Source organism: Pseudomonas sp. (assembly GCF_048269965.1).
Taxonomy (GTDB): domain Bacteria; phylum Pseudomonadota; class Gammaproteobacteria; order Pseudomonadales; family Pseudomonadaceae; genus Aquipseudomonas.
In genome coordinates, this window is record NZ_JBLWTV010000003.1 from 29,350 (window position 1) to 47,693 (window position 18,344).

The following is an 18,344-nucleotide window of genomic DNA, read 5'->3' on the forward strand; positions in this document are numbered from 1 at the left end:
ACCTATGAAACTGAGCCTGGGACCCGTGTTGTTCTACTGGAGCCGCAGCAAACTGCTGGATTTCTACGCCGAGATGGCCGCCCAACCGCTTGACATCATCTACCTGGGCGAAACCGTTTGTTCCAAGCGGCGTGCCCTGTCGCTGGACGACTGGCTCGGTCTGGCCCGAGAGCTGCGAGAGTGCACTCGCGCCGAGCTGGTGCTGTCCGGGTTGGCGCTGGTCGAGGCGGCTTCCGAGCTGTCCAGCCTACGCCGCCTGTGTGACAACGGCGATTTGCTGGTGGAAGCTAACGACATGGGCGCGGTGCAACTGCTCGTCGAGCGCGGCCGGCCTTTTGTCGCCGGGCCGTCGCTTAACCTGTACAACGCCCATGCCCTGCGCGAGTTGCTGGAGTGCGGTCTGGAACGCTGGGTGCCGCCGGTGGAGTGTTCCGGTCGCCTGCTGCAGGACTGCCTGCAGCAACTCGATGCACTGCAGGTTGGTCGGCCTAAAGTGGAGCTGTTCGCCTACGGCCATCTCCCGCTGGCCTACTCGGCGCGCTGCTTCACCGCGCGGGCGGAGAACCGGCCAAAGGACGACTGCCAGTTCTGCTGCCAGAACTACCCCGAGGGCATTCCGCTTCTCAGCCAGGAGGGGCAGGCCCTGTTCACTCTCAACGGCATCCAGACTATGTCCGCCGAGGTCGGAAACCTGCTGGCCGACTATCAGGCCATTGCCGCGTGTGGCGTGGATGTGCTGCGCCTGAGCCCGCGCAGCGAGGGCATGGGGCAGGTGATCGACGACTTCGCCGCGGTGCGCGACGGGGCGCTGCCACCACTGGCGGTCAGTGGCTGCAACGGCTACTGGCATGACCGACCTGGCATGGTGACGATCGAGGCTGTGGGCCTATGAGCATGGCGCGGTGGCTGGTGAAATTCGGTGAGCCGTTGTTGCCGTATGGACGGCACGTTCCTTTCGTCGTGCAGCGCCTGGTCATCGAGCAGGCGGCTAGGCGGCTGTTCGCTGCGCCGCTGGCCGAGGGCGCCTTCGACCTTCTGCATAATCGTTGGTTGCGCCTGGAGATCATCGACCTGGGTCTGACTTGGTGCCTTAGTTACGAGGACACGCAGTTGCGCGTGACCCGGCGCCATGCAGTGGACGTGTGCATCCGAGGGCAGTGGCGCGACTTCTTGCTGCTGGCCAGCCGTCAGGAAGATCCTGACACTCTGTTCTTCCGCCGGCGTCTGGTGATTGAGGGCGACACTGACTTGGGCCTGGGTGTAAAAAACCTGCTTGACGGTCTTGACCCCGATCAGTTGCCACCTCGGTTCTGGCAACTGGTACGAGAGATGGGGGCGGCGGTGCGCTAAGACGGATTTCAGGGGGAGTAGGTCGTAGTCTTTCTCATGGCCTCATCTTCTCAAGGGTTGAGGCCTCCACGAAATCCGTGGCGATTAAGCTTGCTCACCGCCAAGAATGACATCGGTCGGCGTTTCAGCGTCGGTTCATAGGCTCCTGCGTTATGCCGGAATCTACCGGCTTAGCGGCTATTGAAAATGACGCGTCGAAATTCGTATGCGTCAAGGCGTACTGCGCGATCGCGCTAGATGGCGAGAGACTGGTGGCATCTGGTTGGGACCGATTATTTGTCCGCTTCACGCCAATTTATGCCGCTGCATCTCGTCCGATGAGCGGCGTTGAGTCGGCGGTATTTTGTTGACTTAGGTCAGGTGAGCGGCACCAGAAAGCACCAAGAATCCCCACCTGCCAAGACTGTGGCCGAAACTCTACGGAGCGGGTGTTTGCCGGCAATGCCCCAGCCCACATACCAGAAGTCTAGCGGCTCGAAACAAACATATTAAACGCCCCGGCGCGCTTTCCTATCGGCGACGCCGAACGTGAGATGTACTTGCCTTCTGCAACTTCCAGCTCCGCAGAGCGGAGCATTGAGGTCCACATGCTTAGAAATATTCGCTTGAGCCTGAAGCTCATCTTGATACTCGCCTGTCCCATGATTGGTTTTCTCTGGCTGGCGGGCTCATTCACAAGTGATAGCTATAACACCGTAAGGCAGATGGAAAAGACAGTGGAGGCAAGTGAGGCGGCGCAGACCGTCAGCCATCTGATCACCGCTCTGCAGCGCGAGCGAGGTGCGAGCGGCGTCTATCTGGGGAGCCAAGGGCGGATCATGGGTCGTCGGTTGCCGGAGATGCGGCAAGCTACTAACAAGGCGTTAGATGACGCACGAGCATTATCCGTACGCAACGGCGCTCTGATCGGTGCCGCTTTGACAGCACTCGATGAGCTTCAGCCCCTGCGTGCGCAGGTAGATAAATTAGCAATCAGCAATGTTGAGTCCGGAGCTCGCTTTACCGGATATATCAAGGCGTTGATCGGTTTTACCCATGCGGTGGAGCGTAGCGTTGAAGACGTGGGGCTTGCGCGAGCTCTAGGTGGATTGAACCAGTTCATCGAAATGAAGGAACGGGCCGGTCGTGAGCGCGCAATGCTTGGGGTCGTCTTTAATCAGGGGCACTTCGATGCTCCGATGCTTGCATCCTTCAGCCGGAACCTGGGTGAGTTTTCGGCATATATGGACGGCTTCCGTCGCACTGCTGACGCACAATTCGTCCGCGCGCTAGACAAGAAGTTACAAGATCCGAGCGCGCTAGAGGTAGAAAGACTCCAGCGCCTTGCCTTTGACGTACCGATTGGGCAACGCCTGGATGTCAACAGCGAGAGTTGGTTCGAGACGGCGACCAAGCGGATCGACTTGATGGGGGAGTTGGAGCAGGAGCTGGCGCAGGATGTGGGGCGGTTGGCCGGGCGTGCTCGCGATGGGGCTTACGAGGCGTTGTGGCTCACACTGGCGGCGGTGGTCATTGCGCTCTCGGTAGTAGCGGGCCTTTCCTACCTCATCATTCGGAACATCAAGCTGGCCGTGCGGGACGTCAATCATGCGCTGGTAGCACTTTCAACACGAGATCTGACCTCTAAAGCGCTGTACGAAGGCAGCGACGAATTTGGAGAGATATCGCGCAACTTGAATGCGATGGCAGTTGAACTGCGACATGTCATAGGAGAGATCAGCAATGCCACCGCGCAAGTAGCCACAGCTGCCGAGGAGTCGTCAGCCGTGACGGTGCAGACGAGTCAGAGCATCGACAAACAGCGCCAGGGAACAGAATTGGTCGTGACGGCCATCAACGAGATGAGCGCGACCGTAAGGGATGTCGCGAGAAGCACCAACGATGCCGCCGAGCTGTCGCAGCAACTCAATGCTAACACCGTGCAAGGACGTGCCGAGATAGAAAGTACCATCGGCCTCATTCGTCAGTTGTCCACCCAGGCGGATGAAACCGCCGACATTATCGCCGACCTCAAGAGAGAGAGTGATTCGATCTCCTCCGTACTGGATGTGATTCGGGGCATCGCCGATCAGACGAACCTGCTCGCCCTCAATGCTGCGATTGAGGCAGCACGTGCCGGTGAGCATGGACGAGGCTTTGCCGTGGTTGCGTCCGAGGTGCGAGTGCTTGCCCAGAAAACCCAGGAATCGACGGGCAGCATTCAGGAAATGATCGCTACTTTACAAGGAGGTGCCGACAGAGCTGCGCGATCAATGCAGGAGACGTTGTCGAAGGCGCAGGCCGGGGCCAGCAATATCGGGCGAGCGGGTGAGTTGTTGATCGAAATTGCTGAAGGAGTCTCGGCGATCAGTGATCGCAACCTTCAGATTGCGACGGCAGCTGAGGAGCAGAGTGCAGTGGCCGAAGATATCAACCGCAACATCGTCGAAATCAGCGACGTGGCGATTCAGGTGAGCGCCGGTGCAGAACAGACGGCGATGACTAGCTTGGAGCTGGCGCGCCTAGCTGAATACCAACAGCAGCTGGTTGGCCGGTTCAAAGTCGCTTGAGGTGCTGCGCTTGCCATAGGCTTAACAGCCATGCAGCGTTATGGCTTGGGCACCCTTGGTGCGCTTGGAGTTTTCCAGCCGTTACCTGCCGTGCCGGCTTGGGTTATGCGCCGAGATTTTGAGCCAGCGCTTTCGCCTACCTGTGTCGCAGGCCGAAAGAGCGCGGCGCTTCCGCCTGCATCGAAACCAAGACACCCGATGCACTGCGCAGTGCCAGCGACCAGTTCTTTAAGTGGTGCCGTGAGTAGTACTTTTAGGACCCGGTTACGGAGCATGGCGACAACACGCTACGCATGTCTGAAAGGGCGCAGCAAAAAGGGGGCTCAGCCCCCTGGGTTCATAGTAATCCAAGCTCGGCGAAAGATACGGTGCGTTGGCCTGCCACGATGATGTGATCCAGCGAGCGGACATCTACCAGCGCCAAGGCTTCTTTCAAGCGTTGTGTGAGAACCTTGTCAGCCTGGCTTGGCTCTGGATTTCCGCTTGGATGGTTGTGCGCGAAGATCACTGCAGCTGCATTCAGACGCAGTGCTTCCTTCACCACCTCACGCGGGTACACAGATGCACTGTCGATGGTGCCGCGGAACATCTCGACGTACTGGATCAGGCGATGCTCGGCATCCAGAAACAGTGCTGAGAAAACCTCGTGCTCAAAGCCACCCAGCTTCGCGATCAGGTACTCCTTGACCAGCTCCGAAGACGTGAAGGCTGCACCTCGCTGAACCTTCTGATCGATCACCTTGCGAGCAGCGTCCAGGATTTGGTCTGCAGTGGCAGGCAGATAGCGACCTTGCTCGTCGCGAATCATCAGAGAAGCGTCAAAGACGAGAGAAGGCTGCGAGATGATCATGCTCCAGTTGCTCGGGCGGAATTGCCCGGAACCGGCCCAGCACGGCGCAGCGCAGCAGTCAGGGGGCGATAGCCGGCCTTGCCGCAAATGCGCGAAGCGCATGCAGCCTTTGACGGCGAGAACGCCGTGATAGGTTGATAGGAAACAGCAAGACCGCCATTCCAACGATCTCTCAGGCGCCACCAGCAAGCGCAGCGCGCAGGCTCTATCGACCGGCATAAACGTCCAGAGGCGTTGTGAGCGAGCAGCAGAAAGGCGGCCATGGCGTACAACAGCCAGTCTGAGAGACAGGAGAAATATCGCGCTATGTGACCAATGGCCCATCCTGCGGGGTTGGCAGATGGCCGCTACCAAAATATTCTCCGGTCTCTGGGCTAACGAAGTGCGAACAGGCAGGATGCTGACCCCATGCACTCCGTTAGCTCAGAACCTTCCTTCCGGTCTGTTTTAACAGGCCACTTCATTGGCATTTGCCATGGCTCAGGTCAGCCCTGACACCTCGCCTCGGCGAGAGTCAGGGTCTTTCTGTGGCCAAAACAATCACCCGCGGTATAGATCTCGGCCTGCTCACCGCAGCGAAGATGCGAGCACATACGCTGGTGGATACGACTCAGGAAACCCACCTCAAAAGCTCGCCTTTCAATAGCGCAGGGCAGCAGATCGCGCTCCGCGATCATCACTGCCCATAGCCATCCAGTGCGGGCGTTATCGAGCCAAGTCTGTGCCAGCTTCACGCCTTGGTCGAATGCCTCTCTGCAATCGCCAGCCCAGGTGATCTCCATACCTGGATGGCCATCTTGAGGTGGAAGGTAGGTCATCACACCCTTGCTCATCTGGCACCTCCTCGAGCATCAGAGAGGGCGCGGCGATAGAGCACGACCATTTCATCGAGCAGAGCCAGCGCTGAATAAGCAGCGATACGTACGCGCAGATCCGCAGGCTGCAAACCTTCAGGTTCAGCCAGTTGATCGAGCAGATTGCCGAGCATGACACCACGCAGTTCGGCTGCGGCTTCAGAGGGTAGGGGAGAGCGTTCGGACTCATGTAGCGGGCTTCGCTGCAATGGGAAAGGTACAACGCAGGATTCGAACTCAGCCATGGCGCACCTCCGGATCAGAGGTGGACAGCAAGACCTGAAGCCCAAGGCGGAGCTCTCGAGTAAAAAAGGGGTAGCGCATTTTCCTTATGCTCCTTGGTTCGATTAAGGAGCCGCCACCAATCGTTGCTACACAATATGGAGGCGGACCGCACGGGGGTAGCAAACCGGGAACCAAGGGAACCGGCCAGGCAAAAGCCTGCCCCGTACGGCCCGCCATAGAGACGCGATAACGCAGTGCCGAGGCACTGGCTATGCGCTATGACGCTGCCGCATCTTGGTTTCCTAGGTTGCTACACCCGGCCGTGGGATTTACCACGACGGGCGCACTCTAGCCCGAGGGTTTCAGGATGGCAACCTACTGTGGCGTAGTTGATCGGGAGGGGACAGTCATTCTCGTTGCAGGTAGGGCTGAGGTCGTACTCCATCTATGGCTATTGGCTTACAGCCTTACCTCCGTATTCAGCGTGTCTATCAGCTACGCTGGTAATCAGCCGTTGTAGGAGTAAGCCATGTCTGCCAAGGAAGAGCAGTTGATACAGTTGCTGGGCCTCATGGCTCGCAGCATGACCCACATCACCGCATCCGTAACCGCAATGGCCTTCGAACAGCTGCGAAGCCAGGATGCAGCACTGCAGAATTCAGCCAAGCGCATGATTGAGCGCATGCAGGCTATCAATGAAGAGCTGGATCAGCAGTGGGAGCTGGTAGGTCAACTAACCGGCCAGCGGGACCAAGAAGCGCTTGTGGAGGAGTTGGATATCTCTTCGGTTCGAGTGCATCGGGAAGCGGAGACTTCGAATCGTTGATGTGAGTTTCAACTAGCCGAAATAGAGCCGTACCAGGAAGGGTATCAATGGGCTGTCCACAGGTATGCAGCGGTGCCACACTGCAGTGCAGTTTTGGTATCGCCCCTAGCATGTTGAACGTGTTGCCGCAGAACCGTACGCTCACGGCGGGTATGCCTGCGGCGAACATCATGGATCACATCCCGCTGGTGAATATCCTGCCTTTCGGCATGTGCCAGAGCCTTGCCAACCCCATGGTCGCTGCCGCGACTGCATCAGCCTTGGGTGTGTTGACGCCCATGCCTTGTATACCGGCAACCGCGACACCTTGGATCCCGGGCGGACCACCGACCATGTTGCTCGGTAACATGCCGTCGCTCGATTCCAACAGCACCCTGATGTGCAATTGGGCCGGCGTGATCAAGGTCGTTATGCCCGGCCAGGTGCAGATGCTGATTCCCTGATCAGGCCTCGGCCGATTCCTGCCAGCGCCGCCACCACCAGCGTAGCCGCGAGATGGGTTTGCCTTCGACGTTCAGTGGGCGGCCGTCTTCGGCGAAGCCTTGGCCTTCGTCCAGCGGCTTGCCGTTGAGGTAGCGGCTGCGATGCGATACCTGGCCGTTGACATGGAAGCGTTGGTAGAGACCGTCGCGCACGCCATCGCGATACAGCTCCAGTTCGGCCAGGCTGCCGTCCGGGTAGTAGCTGCTCGCTTCGCCGTGCATCAAGCCTTGGCGGTAGGCGACCTTGCGCTGTAGCCAGCCTTCTGCGGCGAAGTACTGGGCCACGCCATGCAGGCGCCCGTCGGCGTAGGGCAGTTGTGCCGACACCTGGCCGTTGGGGTGGTAGAGGACGCTGGGGCCGTGCAGCACGCCGTTGGTGTAGCCGAGCCGGGCCTGCGGGCGACCGGCTTCCTGGATGCGTACCGGGCCGTTGAGGGCGCCGTCCTGCAGTGTGCCCTGGAGGCGGCTGTCGCCACGGGTGAGGTCGAGATTGCCGTTGGACATGGGCGCCTCAGTTGACCTTCACCAGGCCGCCCTTGATGGTCAGCATGCCGCCGCCATCCACGGTCTGTTCGGCAGCGGCCTTGTTGGTGAGGCTGACGCCGGCGTCGTTGGTCAGGGTGGTGCCGGCCTTGTTGTCTAGAGACGTGCCCGCCTGGTTGGTGAGCGAGGTGCCGGCCTTGTCGGTGAGGGCCATGCCGGCCTGGGTGGTGAGGTTCTTGTCGCTCTTGGCGGTGAGGTCGCCGCTGCTTTGCAGGGTGAGGGTGCCGGTCACCTTGATGGTGAGGTTGCCGTCCACGGTCAGCTCGTAGTTGCCGCTGACGGTGTGGCTGTAGTCGCCGCCGGTGCTGTGGGTCTGGTCGGCACCGACGCTGACGGTGCGACTGTCCTTCACATCGAGGGTGTCGCTGCCGGTCTGGATGGTCACGGTGCGCTTGCCTTTCTCCAGGGTGATGGTCTCGTCGCCTTCCTTCACCGTACGGGTGCGGGCGTTCTGCACCGTGAGAGTTTCGTCGTGGCCGATGGTGGCGGTGCTGTCGTTGAGTACGTTGACCTTCATGTCCTTCTGCGCCTGGAGGAAGACTTCCTCGGCGTCCTTCTTGTCCTCGAAGCGTAGCTCGTTGAAGCCGCCACCGCCCTTGGAGGAGTTGGTCTTGATACCGGATTGGGTCTGGTTGTCCGGCAGGGCGTAGGGCAGGGTGTTGTCGCCGTTGTAGACGCAGCCGGTGACCAGCGGGCGATCCGGGTCACCGTCGATGAAGGTGACGATCACTTCCTGGCCAATGCGTGGGATGAACTGCATGCCGAAGCCCTTGCCGCTCCAGGGCAGCACCACGCGCACCCAGCAGGACGAGGTTTCGTCGTTCTTGCCGTCGCGATCCCAGGGGAACTGGATCTTGATGCGGCCGTACTGGTCGGTCCAGATCTCCTCGCCGGATTTGCCCACCACTTGCGCGGTCTGGGTGTGCATACGCGGCTTGGGTGTGAGCCGTGGCGGACGGTAGGCGGTGGCTTTGGGGATGGCCTCGAAGCGATTGCGGTAGTGCTCGTGGCTGGCATCATGGGTGACCGAGGTCAGCACCCAGTCGATATTGAGGCTGGTGTCGTCGTGTCCGGTGAGGGTGAACCAGTGGCCGGGCACCAGACAGCGGCAGTCGCTCTCGCCGATCAGGCGCTTCTCCTGGCTGCGCAGCCCGTCTACGCGCTGCTTGGTCAACGCATCGCCGCGCGCCTTGGCGATATAGCCGCCCGGGTGCTCGTACGTCGACAGCGGCCCTGCCACCGCCTCGGCCTGGCTGTAGAGCGAGGTGGTGGGGGTGGTGAAGGCGTAGTCCGTGGCGCTGTACACCCCGCTCACCGCCTGCACGCTGTACTGCGCCGAGCGGATGCCATGCAGCTCGCGCACACCGATGCCCTGGCCCAGGTAGGGCACCTTCGGCCCGTTGGGGATATGCACGAAGGCATCGCTGCTGTCGCCCAGCACCAGCGTGTGCTTGCCGTCTTCGTGGGTGAAGAACCAGAAGATGCCTTCTTCCTCCAGCAGCCGCGAAACGAAGGCGAAGTCGGTTTCGCCGTACTGCACGCAATACTCGCGCGGCTCGTAGCTGCCGGAGAGTGACAGCTTGAAGTCGGTAAAGCCGTGGGCCTTGAAAATGGTGGTGACGATATCGCTGGTGGACAGGTTCTGGAACACCCGGTTGTTGCTGGCCAGCGTCAGCCACCAGAGCCAGGGGCGCAGCACCACTTGATAGCGGTCTGCCGTAGCATCGGCGGGGAGCTGGCGGATCTCCGCGACCAGCGCATCGAGAGGGCGCTGGTTGGCGTCGTTGTGCAGAGTGGCGGTGATATGTGTGGCCACGGCACTGCTCAACGTCAGCGCAGTGGCGCTGTCGCCGTGGAGGGTCAGGCTGCCCAACTCATTCAACGCTTCGTCCCCGGAAAGCGTCTGGGGGTAAAGATCCGTCAGGGCGGAGGCGCTGAGGGAGAGGCTGGCGGTGGTGTCGGTGGGGCGGGGCATTGAAGCCTCTCTGTGGTAACCGATATGCAGGGATCATTTTTCCCGTAATAGAATATTCCGCTCACACGAGATTTGGATGGATTGAATTTATGATGGTTTGGCACTGTGCCCAGAGTAATGTGTCTTGAGGGGTCGTGATTTCATATTTGAGTCGCCTGAATTGATGTATAGCCTCGGCGGAAAAAAGTTTTGCTGTATCACTGTTCAATGCGGTTATGGTGTTGTTCCAGCCGCCGAGTGCTGTGTCGAGCTGGTGGGTAAAGTTGACATAGTTTCTTTCAATTTCACTGCTTCCGGATACACCGCGAGCGAGAGCATTGTTGTTCATCGCGATATCCGGTTGTCCGTAATGCGCAGTAGCGCCATTCCCCGCTGTGACGATTAGTCCTGCGCACATATGGCAACACTGTAGAGTGGTGAAGATGTTGCAATTTAGCGGTAGTCCAGCAAATCCATTGGAGGCCAGATATTGCATGACTGCCAGGGTTTCGGCGTGGTATGTGCTATTTGTCGAGACACTGTTCAACGAACAGCCTAGAATTGCGCTATTGGTATCGACCAAAACGCAGCCTATTGCGTGCCCATTGTTAGCATTGCCAGCAAAGTCTCTCGCCGCGACTAGCGCGTATGCCGTGATAAGGAACAGTCGCCTGCGAAGTGGCGTTATCACTCCGCCAATAGCGCCACCAGCCGGTGGGATTGGAATAGCAGGAGGAGGTGTCACTCTGTCGTGAACCCTAGTGGTCAGGATGGACTGACGGATATTCATCGTTGCTATTGGGTCTGGGGCGGTGGCTGCCCGGATTGTACTCAACCTTGCCGAGGCGGCGATTCTCATTTGCGCAGCATTCATACCTGCAAATCCTGGAATGACATTTCCGGGGGTGCTGGGAAGTACGCCGGGAAGAGGTGTTAATGCCCATGGGGGAGCACCGTTAAGCCCTCGGCGTTGGAGGCCCGCGCCAGTCATTTCGTATATGTATCGAACTCTTCGTATCTTTGCCATTCCTTGGCAGGCTTCGGTAGGTGCATAGGTCGTGAATAGGTCGTATTGTCCGCCGAGGTTGGGGTTGTTCTGAAGTAGATTGACTATTGGGGTGGAGATGTCGTTAGGGCCTGCGCGTGTATCTCGGGCGATTGAAATTATTGTGCCGTTTCCACGTGCGGCAATGGCAATGTCATGCCCGAGTTGCTGGTTCAGGCAATACGCTCCATACATTAAATACTCGGGGATTGGGATGGGCATGACTTGGTCTTTCCTTATACGTTGGATTAAATTCAATTTAAGATGTATTGGTAAATTGTTGCTTTCGCAGAATGCTCACTCCAACACCCATTCCGCCAACTTGCCCGTCACCTGCGCCATCAGCTCATTCTCGATATCCCGCGCGCCCGCTGCGCTGCATTTGGCGAGCACGGCCTTGAAAGGAACTAGACAGGATCCAGTGCCTGTGGTGCCTGGCGTATCATACGAGTTGCCGTTATTATAATGAAAGACGTACCAGGGAGTGCTGTCGGCAGAGCCATTGATTTTAATGGAAATTGCATTCCTCATAAGATATTCGACCGTCACCCCTTTTCCATTTGGTTTTTCTGAAGTATTTATAGTCTCCATGGCAGTTGGTGAGCGCTCTTCTGGTAATCGAATAAGAACAAAGGCGTTGCTCCTAGGCAGGCTCTCTACTGTTTCGTTTTTTTATCTTTGCGGAACAGATTAAAGAATTTAAAAGATTTTTTGCATTTATGTCTTTTAGGTTTTCTTTGATGTTGATCATGCTCAAAAAACTCCTTCTGACTTGGTGGGGCAATAGTTGTGCTCTTTTATAAAGAGGTCACGCATTTTGATTCATTATTTGGCGAGTCATAACATTTGCTTTTTGTTGTGGATGTGTTGCTATTCCTACTCCAGCACCCACTCCGCCAACTTCCCCGTCACCTGCGCCATCAGCGCATTCTCGATATCCCGCGCGCCTGTCGCGCTGCATTTCAGCAAAAGGGGACAGATTTATTTTGGATCAGTGGGGACGCCAATAAATAAATCTGTCCCCTTTTCGCTCTTTTTCGCTCTGGATCAGGCAGGTTCTTCTGGGCTCGGTTTCAGATGATGGGCTTTACCCAGTCTGACTTGACTCTATTGCATTCTCCGCAGAGAGGAACGAGGTTCAACAAGGTATTTTTGCATATCCTCTGCAAGTCGCCCAATGCGCCGATGCTGGCAAGCATGCTCAGAAACGCAGTCCCTTTGTCATTGGTCGTCCACTTCGCAGAAGCGGTTGCGTTGGCTAGATGATCATAATCCCCAATATTGCGTGCAATAGGATGAATAATCAGGCCGGCAAGGTTCGCGGCGGCCTGTCCTTTACTTCCTGACGGAGCAGCTGTCGTGAGTCCTTGCGCACGTGCCATTTTAAGCGTGTAAAGATCCTCGCCATCCTTTTGAGGCATGTGATGGTCGATCTGAATCTGGCTTTCTGGAACTACCATTCCACAATTGTGGCAGGGAATGGTGGAGAGTAGCCAATCGGCAATCTGGCCGTTGATATCCATGAACGGATAGTCGCGATCCTCCATCTGATATAAGGAGCGCCATACTACATTGTTTTTTACTTCAAGATGGTCCGAGCCGATCGCAAGCGCATCGATGCTTTTGGCCAGGGATTTTGCATCGGTATAGGTGAGGGCATTGATGTGCGACGCAACACCGCCGACAAGTATCTTTATCCCGTTCTGGTCAAATGGAAGTGAAGCACTGGAGGTATTGTGAATCTTCCCGGAAATTCCTTGCCATGTGTCAATCCAGCCAAATACTTGAGTCATCGAATTTTTTGTGTGTATATATTTTAGTGATTTTATCGCTGCATCAATGGCGGTCGTGACTTTGTTGTATGCCATAAAAGTTCCTCACGTGTTTCACTTTGCTTTTGTCGCCCGCATCATTCCAACACCCACTCCGCCAATTTCCCCGTCACTTCCGCCATCAGCACATTCTCGATATCCCGCGCGCCCGCTGCGCTGCATTTGGCAAGTACGGCCTTGACGATGGCGGGGTCGAAGTCGAACTGCTTGCCAGTCGCTGCCTTGTAGCGCTCCCGCAGTTTTTCCAGCTTGGCCAAGACGATGCTTTCCAGGGTCGCCTCGTCCAGCGGGCGGTAGGGCACGACGGTCATGCGGGCGAGGAAGGCGGGGCGGAAGGCCTGTAGCAGCACCTTGCGCAGACGTTCGGTGAAGGCGTCGCTGCCGAGTTGGTCGGTGGGGGTGTCCAGCACCAGTTCGGCGCCGACGTTGCTGGTGGCGAGCATCACGGTGTTCTTGAAGTCCACCACCAGGCCGGTGCCGTCTTCCATCACGCCCTTGTCGAAGACGTTGTAGAAGGCTTCCAACACGTCGGGGTGGGCCTTTTCGATTTCGTCCAGCAGCACCACGGAGTAAGGGCGGCGGCGCACCGCTTCGGTAAGCACGCCGCCGCTGCCATAACCGACGTAGCCGGGCGGGGCGCCCTTGAGCTGGCTGACGGTGTGGGCCTCCTGGTACTCGGAGAGGTTGATGCTGATGAGGTTGCGTTCGCCACCGTAGAGGGCGTCGGCCAGGGCGTAGGCGGTTTCGGTCTTGCCGACGCCGGTGGGGCCGACCAGCAGGAACACGCCCACCGGCTTGGCCGGGTCGGTGAGGCCGGCGCGGTAGGCCTGGATGCGCTGGGCGATGGTGCCCAAGGCGGTGTCTTGACCCATGACCCGCTGGCCCAGGCGCTGGCCGAGGGTGCGCACGGCGTAGGCTTCGTCGGCGAGCATCTTGCCGATGGGGATGCCGGTCCAGCCGGCGATCACCGCCGCTACGGTGCGTGAATCCACTTGTTCGGGCACCAGAGGGTCATCCTGGCGGATGGCGTCGAGGCCGGCCTCGAGTCGCGCCAGTTCGGCAGCCAGGTAGTCGCTGCGTTCATCCAGGGTTTCGTCGGGCTGGCTGGTATCGGCGCTTTCGCTCAAGGCCAGCAGTTCGCGGCGGGTCTCCAGCAATTCGCGCACGGCTTCGCGTTCTTCGCCCCAGCGGGTTTCCAGTTCGCGAATGGCGCTGCGGTTGCTGATGGACTCCTGCTCCAGGGTGGTGATGCGTTCGCGGTGGTCGAGGCCGGTGGTCTGTTCGCGGCGCAGGCGTTGCAGTTCTTCGCTCACCGCCACTTCGCGGTGGCGCAGGCTTTCCAGCGGTGGCGGCACGTCGTGTTGGCCGAGGGAGACGCGGGCGCAGGCGGTGTCGAGCACGCTGATGGCTTTGTCCGGCAACTGGCGGCCGGAAATGTAGCGATGGGAGAGCTTGACCGCGTCCTGAATGGCGCTGTCGAGCACCTGCACGCCATGGTGCTGTTCCAGTTTGGCAGCGACGCCACGCAGCATTTCCACGGCGGTGGCTTCGTCAGGTTCTTCCACCTGCACCAGTTGGAAGCGGCGGGCCAGGGCCGGGTCCTTTTCGAAGTACTTCTTGTATTCCAGCCAGGTGGTGGCGGCGAGGGTGCGCAGTTCGCCACGAGCCAGGGCAGGCTTGAGCAGGTTGGCGGCGTCGCTGCCGCCTTCGCTGCCTCCGGCGCCAATCAGGGTATGGGCCTCGTCGATGAACAGGATGATCGGCTGCTCGCTGTTGCGCACCGCGTCGATCACGCCCTTGAGGCGCTGCTCGAACTCGCCCTTGACCCCGGCGCCGGCCTGCAATAGGCCGAGGTCGAGCACGCGCAGGATGACGTTCTGCAAGGGCGGCGGCACGTCGCCAGCGGCGATGCGCAGGGCCAGGCCTTCGACCACGGCGGTCTTGCCGACGCCGGGGGCACCGACCAGGATCGGGTTGTTCTGCCGGCGGCGCAGGAGGATGTCGATGCTCTGGCGGATTTCGCCGTCGCGCCCGACGATGGGGTCGATGCGCCCGGCGCGGGCGTCGGCGGTGAGATCCTGGGTGTATTGGTCGAGCACGCTGTCCTGAGACGCTTCCTGGGCGGGGCGAGCCTTGCCTGCCGGGCCTGGGCCACCACTGTATTCGCGGGAGGCTTGTGTCCATTCCAGCAGGTTGGCGCGCAGGGCCTCGCGGGGGATGCGCAGCAGCGAGGAGGCGCTGTTGAGCAGCAGGCTACGGCGCTCGTCGCGGTCGAGCAGGGCGAGCAGCAAGAGGCCGGAGCGGATGCTCGCCTGGCCCAGCACGCTGGCCTGCACCACGGCGTCTTCGAGCAGACCGATGGTCTGGGCGGAGAGGGCGGGGGTGCGGGTGCTGCCGGCCTTGAACAGCTCCAGGGCGCGGTTAATTTCGGTGGCCAGGTTGTCGCGTTCCAGGCCGAAGCGGGGCAACAGCCAGGCGAAATCGCCGCCTTCGATGTCGAGCAGTTCCAGCAGCAGGTGCTCGATCTCCACGTAATGGTGAGTGCGTTGCAGGCAGCGCTGCGCGGCGTGCTCGAGCGCACGGCGGCTCTCGGCGTTGAGGCGACCGATCAGCGCGGCGAGTTCCATCAGGGCATCTCCTTGAACCGCAGGCGGGTGTCGATGCGTTGCAGGGAACTGCCGGCGGCCAGGTGCAGCCCGCCGCTCCAGCGTAGACGCGGCGGTTGGCGGCGATCCAGGCGCAGTGGCGCGCCGGGGCGCACCAACAGGCGCAGGTGGCAGTCCATGTCGGGGCCGAGGTAGAGCCCGGCGAGGTCGGCAAGCTGCTGGTGCTGCGCGCCGCCGGGTAGGTAGGTGTTGGCCTGCTCGGTATTTAGCGGGCCGAGGGTGAGACGGATGCCGGCGTGCTCATCCCAGACCCGGGTGCCGGCGATGGCGTCGCGGCCCAGGCCGAGGTTGCGCCCGCCGCGTTGTAGACGACTGCGGCTGGCTGGCGGGATCTCCCGCCAGGCGCCCTGATAGGCCTCGTAGTCCACTGCCACGCCGAACTGGTGGCGCACCAGCACGGCAAAGCCGGCCATTGAGCGGCGCGGGCCGTTGAACAGCGTCGCGCGGGCGGTCAGGGCTGCGTCTGGCAGGTCCATGCGTTGCTGCAGGCTTCGCGGCAGCAGACCGGCCAGAGCCAGGAGGGGTTGGTGGACGGGGGCCCGCTCGGGTGGCTGGAAGCCGAGGGCCAGGCGATGACGACTCAGCACCCGATAGAGCTGAGCGAGCAGTCGGTTGTGGAACAGGTCGAGGAATTCCGCCGGGGCGTGGTCCTTGTGGCGCGCGCGCTGCTGCAGCCATTCCTGGTAGGCATAGGGCAGGGGGCCGTCCGGGCCACCGAGGCCGAACACGGCGGTGCTCAGCACCGGCGGCTGCCCAGGCTGTTCCTCCAGGCGTTCCACCTGACTGGCGGCGAAGGTCGGTGTGAGCGGCCCGCGCAGGCGCAGGGCCTCGTCGTCCGGGCTGCTGCCCTGACCCAGCGGTGTGGCATCGGGGCGTTCGCGCTCCAGCAGCAACAGGGCCTGGAGGAATTCGAAGGCCTGGGGCTTTTCGCGCAGGAGCCGGCTCAGAGGCTGAGGGGCTTGCCGGCCTGGGGCTGCCATGTCCGGATCTCCTTGTCGGCGTCTACCAGCACCGTGCGCACGAAGCGGTTGGGCGTGGCGTAGAGGGAGAAGAACTGCGCCAGTACGGCGGAGAACAGTACAGAGCTGGTGCCGGCGAAATGCTGCGGGTCCAGGCGGATGCGCACCTCCAGGCCGTTGCGCCAACCACGCCACGCGTCGTCGCCGACTCGCGCCACCACCCGCTCGCAGGTCAGTTCCATTAGGCCTTCCACCTGTCGTCTTGGCCCTGCCTCGTCCCGCAGGTTGTGCAGGTGCAGCAGTTCGCGCAGTGCGTCGAGGGCCTCCGGGCCTTCCACCAGAGACAGGTGATTGAGGCTCAACTGGGACACCAGTCGCCAGCGCGAGGGCCCGGATAGACGCGGCAGGCTCTGCGGTGTCGGCGGGGTCAGCAGGCTGGCCAGCGCCACCGGGCCGGGGCGCTCGAAGCCCAGGCGGGTGCCGGCGGGTAGATTCTCGGCAAGGTGCCGGTTGGTACAAAGCAGCTCGGCGGTGAGGCTGTATTCGGGGGCGTCTTGCAACGGGTCGAAAGCGGTGTCCACCAGGCTGAGCAGCAGGTCGCTACCGGGCCGAGCCGGATTCAGGCCCTGGACGCGACGGGCATGCCAGTACAGACCTTCGCCGATGTGGCTGTGGCCGTAGTAGGCCGGCACACGGCGCGTGCCCTGCGGGGTGGCGGCACGCAGGTTACGGATGCTGTGGATCTCCACGCTGTTCTCGCGGTGGGCGTCGGCCACCAGTCGATACTCGCTGCGGGTGCCGTCCGGGCGCAAGGGCTCAGAGGTGCGCGGGAACAGGTTGATTGCTGGCGCGCAGCCCAGGCGCAGTTCGCTGGCCTGCAGGTGCGGCCTGCCCAGCGGGGCGCGATCGAAGGCGATCAGCACCTGGCAGTCACGCCCGCCGTTGATCGGTGGCAGCAGCGGCAGATCGAAGAACGAGAACTTGTCGGGGAAGGCGAAGTACTCTGCCAGCAGGCGCAGACCGGGGTGTTGGCCGTCTTCGTCAGGCAGCAGCGTCTGGTGGTCGCCGAAGCCCACCGGGACTACATCGCCAGACACTGCTTGCAGCGGGGCTTGTGGCGCGCCGCTCCAGACCCCGAGGCCGTGGGCAGCCATTAGGTCGTATAGGGTGGCGTTTGTCATCGGTGCAGCGGCGAGGTGAATCCGCAGACGGCTCACCGCTAGCTCCGCCCAGTCGAATTCGCCCAGGCATTCCAGCGTCAGGCGCAGTGCCGAGCGCGCGCGCGGGTGGCCGGAGAAGGCCACGGCGGCGTCGCCATCCAGCAGGGTTGCCTCGCGGATGCGCAGCGGCCAGAGCACCGCCTCGGCGCTGGTTCGCAGGTGCACGCTGGCACCGTCTCGGGTGGTGACGAAAAGTGGTGTGTCACGAGGCAGGGTATAACCCTCGGCGAGGTTGCCCTGAGTCGGGTCCGGCTCGAACTGTACGATGCTGCAGGAGGGAATGGGTCTCAGGGCCAGTGGATAGAGTTGCTCCAGCAGGGCGTCGCTAAATTCGGCGTAGTCATCGTCGAGACGCCGGTGGAGCCGTGCGCTAAGAAGCGCGAAGCCCTCCAGCAGCCGTTCGACGTGGGGGTCCGGGCATTCGTCCGGGGCCAGCTCCAGACGTCGCGCCACTTTAGGGTAGCGCTGGGCAAAACCGGCACCGGCGTGGCGTAGCCACGTGAGTTCGCGTTGGTAGTAGTCCAGCAGATCGGCATCAATCGAGTCGCTCATGGCGTACCTCTAGACCGTCGTCGCCGGGGGCGAGGAGGAACAACACAGGCCAGGAGCGGCGACCACCGCGTAGGCGCCCGGCCAGGCGGATGCCGAGGCGCTGGGGTTGGTCGGGCAGCGCCTCGACATCGATCTCGCTCAACTGCAGGCGTGGTTCAAAGTACTGAATGGCAGCGCGTAGTTCTCGCAGCAGAAGACGGCGGTCATCGACCCGCAGGGCTTGCAGGGCAGTCCAGTCGGCGATGCCATAGTCGAGCAGCGTGAGCGGCCGGCCGGGCGCTCGTCGCGGGCGACGAGTGTTGAGCAGGCGCGCCAACTCCAGGCGGACGGACTCGGCCAGGGCGTTGCGGTCGAAGTCCGGTGCCTCGTCCAACTGGGTGGAGAGGCGCTCGAACAGTGGGGGTAGCAGTCCGCTGTGCGGCATTGAGCGGTGGTGT

General features: G+C 60.9%; 16 protein-coding genes and 2 pseudogenes. 5 read left to right on the forward strand and 13 right to left on the reverse strand.

The genetic code is table 11. The features are described from left to right. Positions 1-4: 4 nt before the first annotated feature. The 3 genes from ACN0X6_RS04290 to ACN0X6_RS04300 all read left to right on the forward strand — a co-directional run bounded on the left by ACN0X6_RS04290 (position 5) and on the right by ACN0X6_RS04300 (position 3,899). On the forward strand, positions 5-892 hold the full coding sequence (locus ACN0X6_RS04290) for a U32 family peptidase (protein ID WP_280052301.1): 888 nt from the start codon (positions 5-7) through the stop codon (positions 890-892). After that, positions 889-1,350 carry a ubiquinone anaerobic biosynthesis accessory factor UbiT gene (ubiT, locus tag ACN0X6_RS04295; RefSeq protein ID WP_417702386.1) on the forward strand — a complete coding sequence of 154 codons (462 nt, stop codon included), beginning with the start codon at positions 889-891 and terminating at the stop codon, positions 1,348-1,350. The genes ACN0X6_RS04290 and ubiT overlap by 4 nt, the downstream gene beginning before the upstream one ends. A gap of 587 nt (positions 1,351-1,937) precedes the next feature. Continuing rightward, on the forward strand, positions 1,938-3,899 hold the full coding sequence (locus tag ACN0X6_RS04300) for a methyl-accepting chemotaxis protein (protein ID WP_417702388.1): 1,962 nt from the start codon (positions 1,938-1,940) through the stop codon (positions 3,897-3,899). Positions 3,900-4,236: 337 nt separating this feature from the next. On the opposite strand, the gene radC is transcribed toward ACN0X6_RS04300, so the two are convergent. The 3 genes from radC to ACN0X6_RS04315 all read right to left on the reverse strand — a co-directional run bounded on the left by radC (position 4,237) and on the right by ACN0X6_RS04315 (position 5,848). Further along, positions 4,237-4,743: a RadC family protein gene (radC, locus tag ACN0X6_RS04305; RefSeq protein WP_417702724.1), complete on the reverse strand. Its 507-nt coding sequence runs from the start codon at positions 4,741-4,743 to the stop codon at positions 4,237-4,239. 491 nt (positions 4,744-5,234) lie between these two features. Continuing rightward, positions 5,235-5,582, reverse strand: coding sequence for a LasR-specific antiactivator QslA (locus ACN0X6_RS04310; protein WP_417702390.1), 348 nt, complete (start codon positions 5,580-5,582; stop codon positions 5,235-5,237). After that, the gene (locus ACN0X6_RS04315; RefSeq protein ID WP_037002022.1) at positions 5,579-5,848 is read right to left on the reverse strand and encodes a hypothetical protein; all 270 of its coding nucleotides are present in this window, start codon (positions 5,846-5,848) and stop codon (positions 5,579-5,581) included. The genes ACN0X6_RS04310 and ACN0X6_RS04315 overlap by 4 nt, the downstream gene beginning before the upstream one ends. A gap of 509 nt (positions 5,849-6,357) precedes the next feature. On the opposite strand from ACN0X6_RS04315, the gene ACN0X6_RS04320 reads away from it, so the two are divergent. Continuing rightward, positions 6,358-6,654, forward strand: a complete 297-nt coding sequence (locus ACN0X6_RS04320) for a hypothetical protein (protein WP_417702393.1) — start codon at positions 6,358-6,360, stop codon at positions 6,652-6,654. 47 nt (positions 6,655-6,701) lie between these two features. After that, positions 6,702-7,097, forward strand: a complete 396-nt coding sequence (locus ACN0X6_RS04325; protein WP_417702394.1) for a DUF4280 domain-containing protein — start codon at positions 6,702-6,704, stop codon at positions 7,095-7,097. Here the strand turns inward: ACN0X6_RS04325 and ACN0X6_RS04330 are convergent, their stop codons facing one another. From ACN0X6_RS04330 to tssE, 10 genes and pseudogenes are all read right to left on the reverse strand, one after another. Beyond that, positions 7,098-7,640 (reverse strand): toxin-antitoxin system YwqK family antitoxin, encoded by a 543-nt coding sequence (locus ACN0X6_RS04330; RefSeq protein ID WP_417702396.1) that lies wholly within the window; start codon positions 7,638-7,640, stop codon positions 7,098-7,100. A 7-nt stretch (positions 7,641-7,647) separates the two neighbouring features. Continuing rightward, positions 7,648-9,654: a type VI secretion system tip protein TssI/VgrG gene (gene tssI / locus ACN0X6_RS04335; RefSeq protein ID WP_417702398.1), complete on the reverse strand. Its 2,007-nt coding sequence runs from the start codon at positions 9,652-9,654 to the stop codon at positions 7,648-7,650. A gap of 61 nt (positions 9,655-9,715) precedes the next feature. After that, on the reverse strand, positions 9,716-10,900 hold the full coding sequence (locus ACN0X6_RS04340) for a Bd3614 family nucleic acid deaminase (RefSeq protein WP_417702400.1): 1,185 nt from the start codon (positions 10,898-10,900) through the stop codon (positions 9,716-9,718). A 75-nt stretch (positions 10,901-10,975) separates the two neighbouring features. Continuing rightward, positions 10,976-11,077 (reverse strand): annotated as a pseudogene (locus ACN0X6_RS04345) (hypothetical protein); the annotation flags it as partial. Between the two features lie 477 nt (positions 11,078-11,554). Next, positions 11,555-11,650: pseudogene (locus tag ACN0X6_RS04350) on the reverse strand (hypothetical protein); the annotation flags it as partial. Between the two features lie 101 nt (positions 11,651-11,751). Continuing rightward, positions 11,752-12,546 carry a hypothetical protein gene (locus ACN0X6_RS04355; protein ID WP_417702402.1) on the reverse strand — a complete coding sequence of 265 codons (795 nt, stop codon included), beginning with the start codon at positions 12,544-12,546 and terminating at the stop codon, positions 11,752-11,754. Positions 12,547-12,587: 41 nt separating this feature from the next. Next, positions 12,588-15,137 carry a type VI secretion system ATPase TssH gene (gene tssH / locus ACN0X6_RS04360; protein ID WP_417702404.1) on the reverse strand — a complete coding sequence of 850 codons (2,550 nt, stop codon included), beginning with the start codon at positions 15,135-15,137 and terminating at the stop codon, positions 12,588-12,590. Next, positions 15,137-16,156 carry a type VI secretion system baseplate subunit TssG gene (gene tssG / locus ACN0X6_RS04365; RefSeq protein WP_417702406.1) on the reverse strand — a complete coding sequence of 340 codons (1,020 nt, stop codon included), beginning with the start codon at positions 16,154-16,156 and terminating at the stop codon, positions 15,137-15,139. The genes tssH and tssG overlap by 1 nt, the downstream gene beginning before the upstream one ends. Beyond that, the gene (gene tssF, locus ACN0X6_RS04370) at positions 16,120-17,907 is read right to left on the reverse strand and encodes a type VI secretion system baseplate subunit TssF (RefSeq protein WP_417702408.1); all 1,788 of its coding nucleotides are present in this window, start codon (positions 17,905-17,907) and stop codon (positions 16,120-16,122) included. The genes tssG and tssF overlap by 37 nt, the downstream gene beginning before the upstream one ends. Further along, positions 17,891-18,331 (reverse strand): type VI secretion system baseplate subunit TssE, encoded by a 441-nt coding sequence (tssE, locus tag ACN0X6_RS04375; RefSeq protein WP_417702410.1) that lies wholly within the window; start codon positions 18,329-18,331, stop codon positions 17,891-17,893. Before tssE ends, tssF begins: the two co-directional genes overlap by 17 nt. Positions 18,332-18,344: the final 13 nt, after the last annotated feature.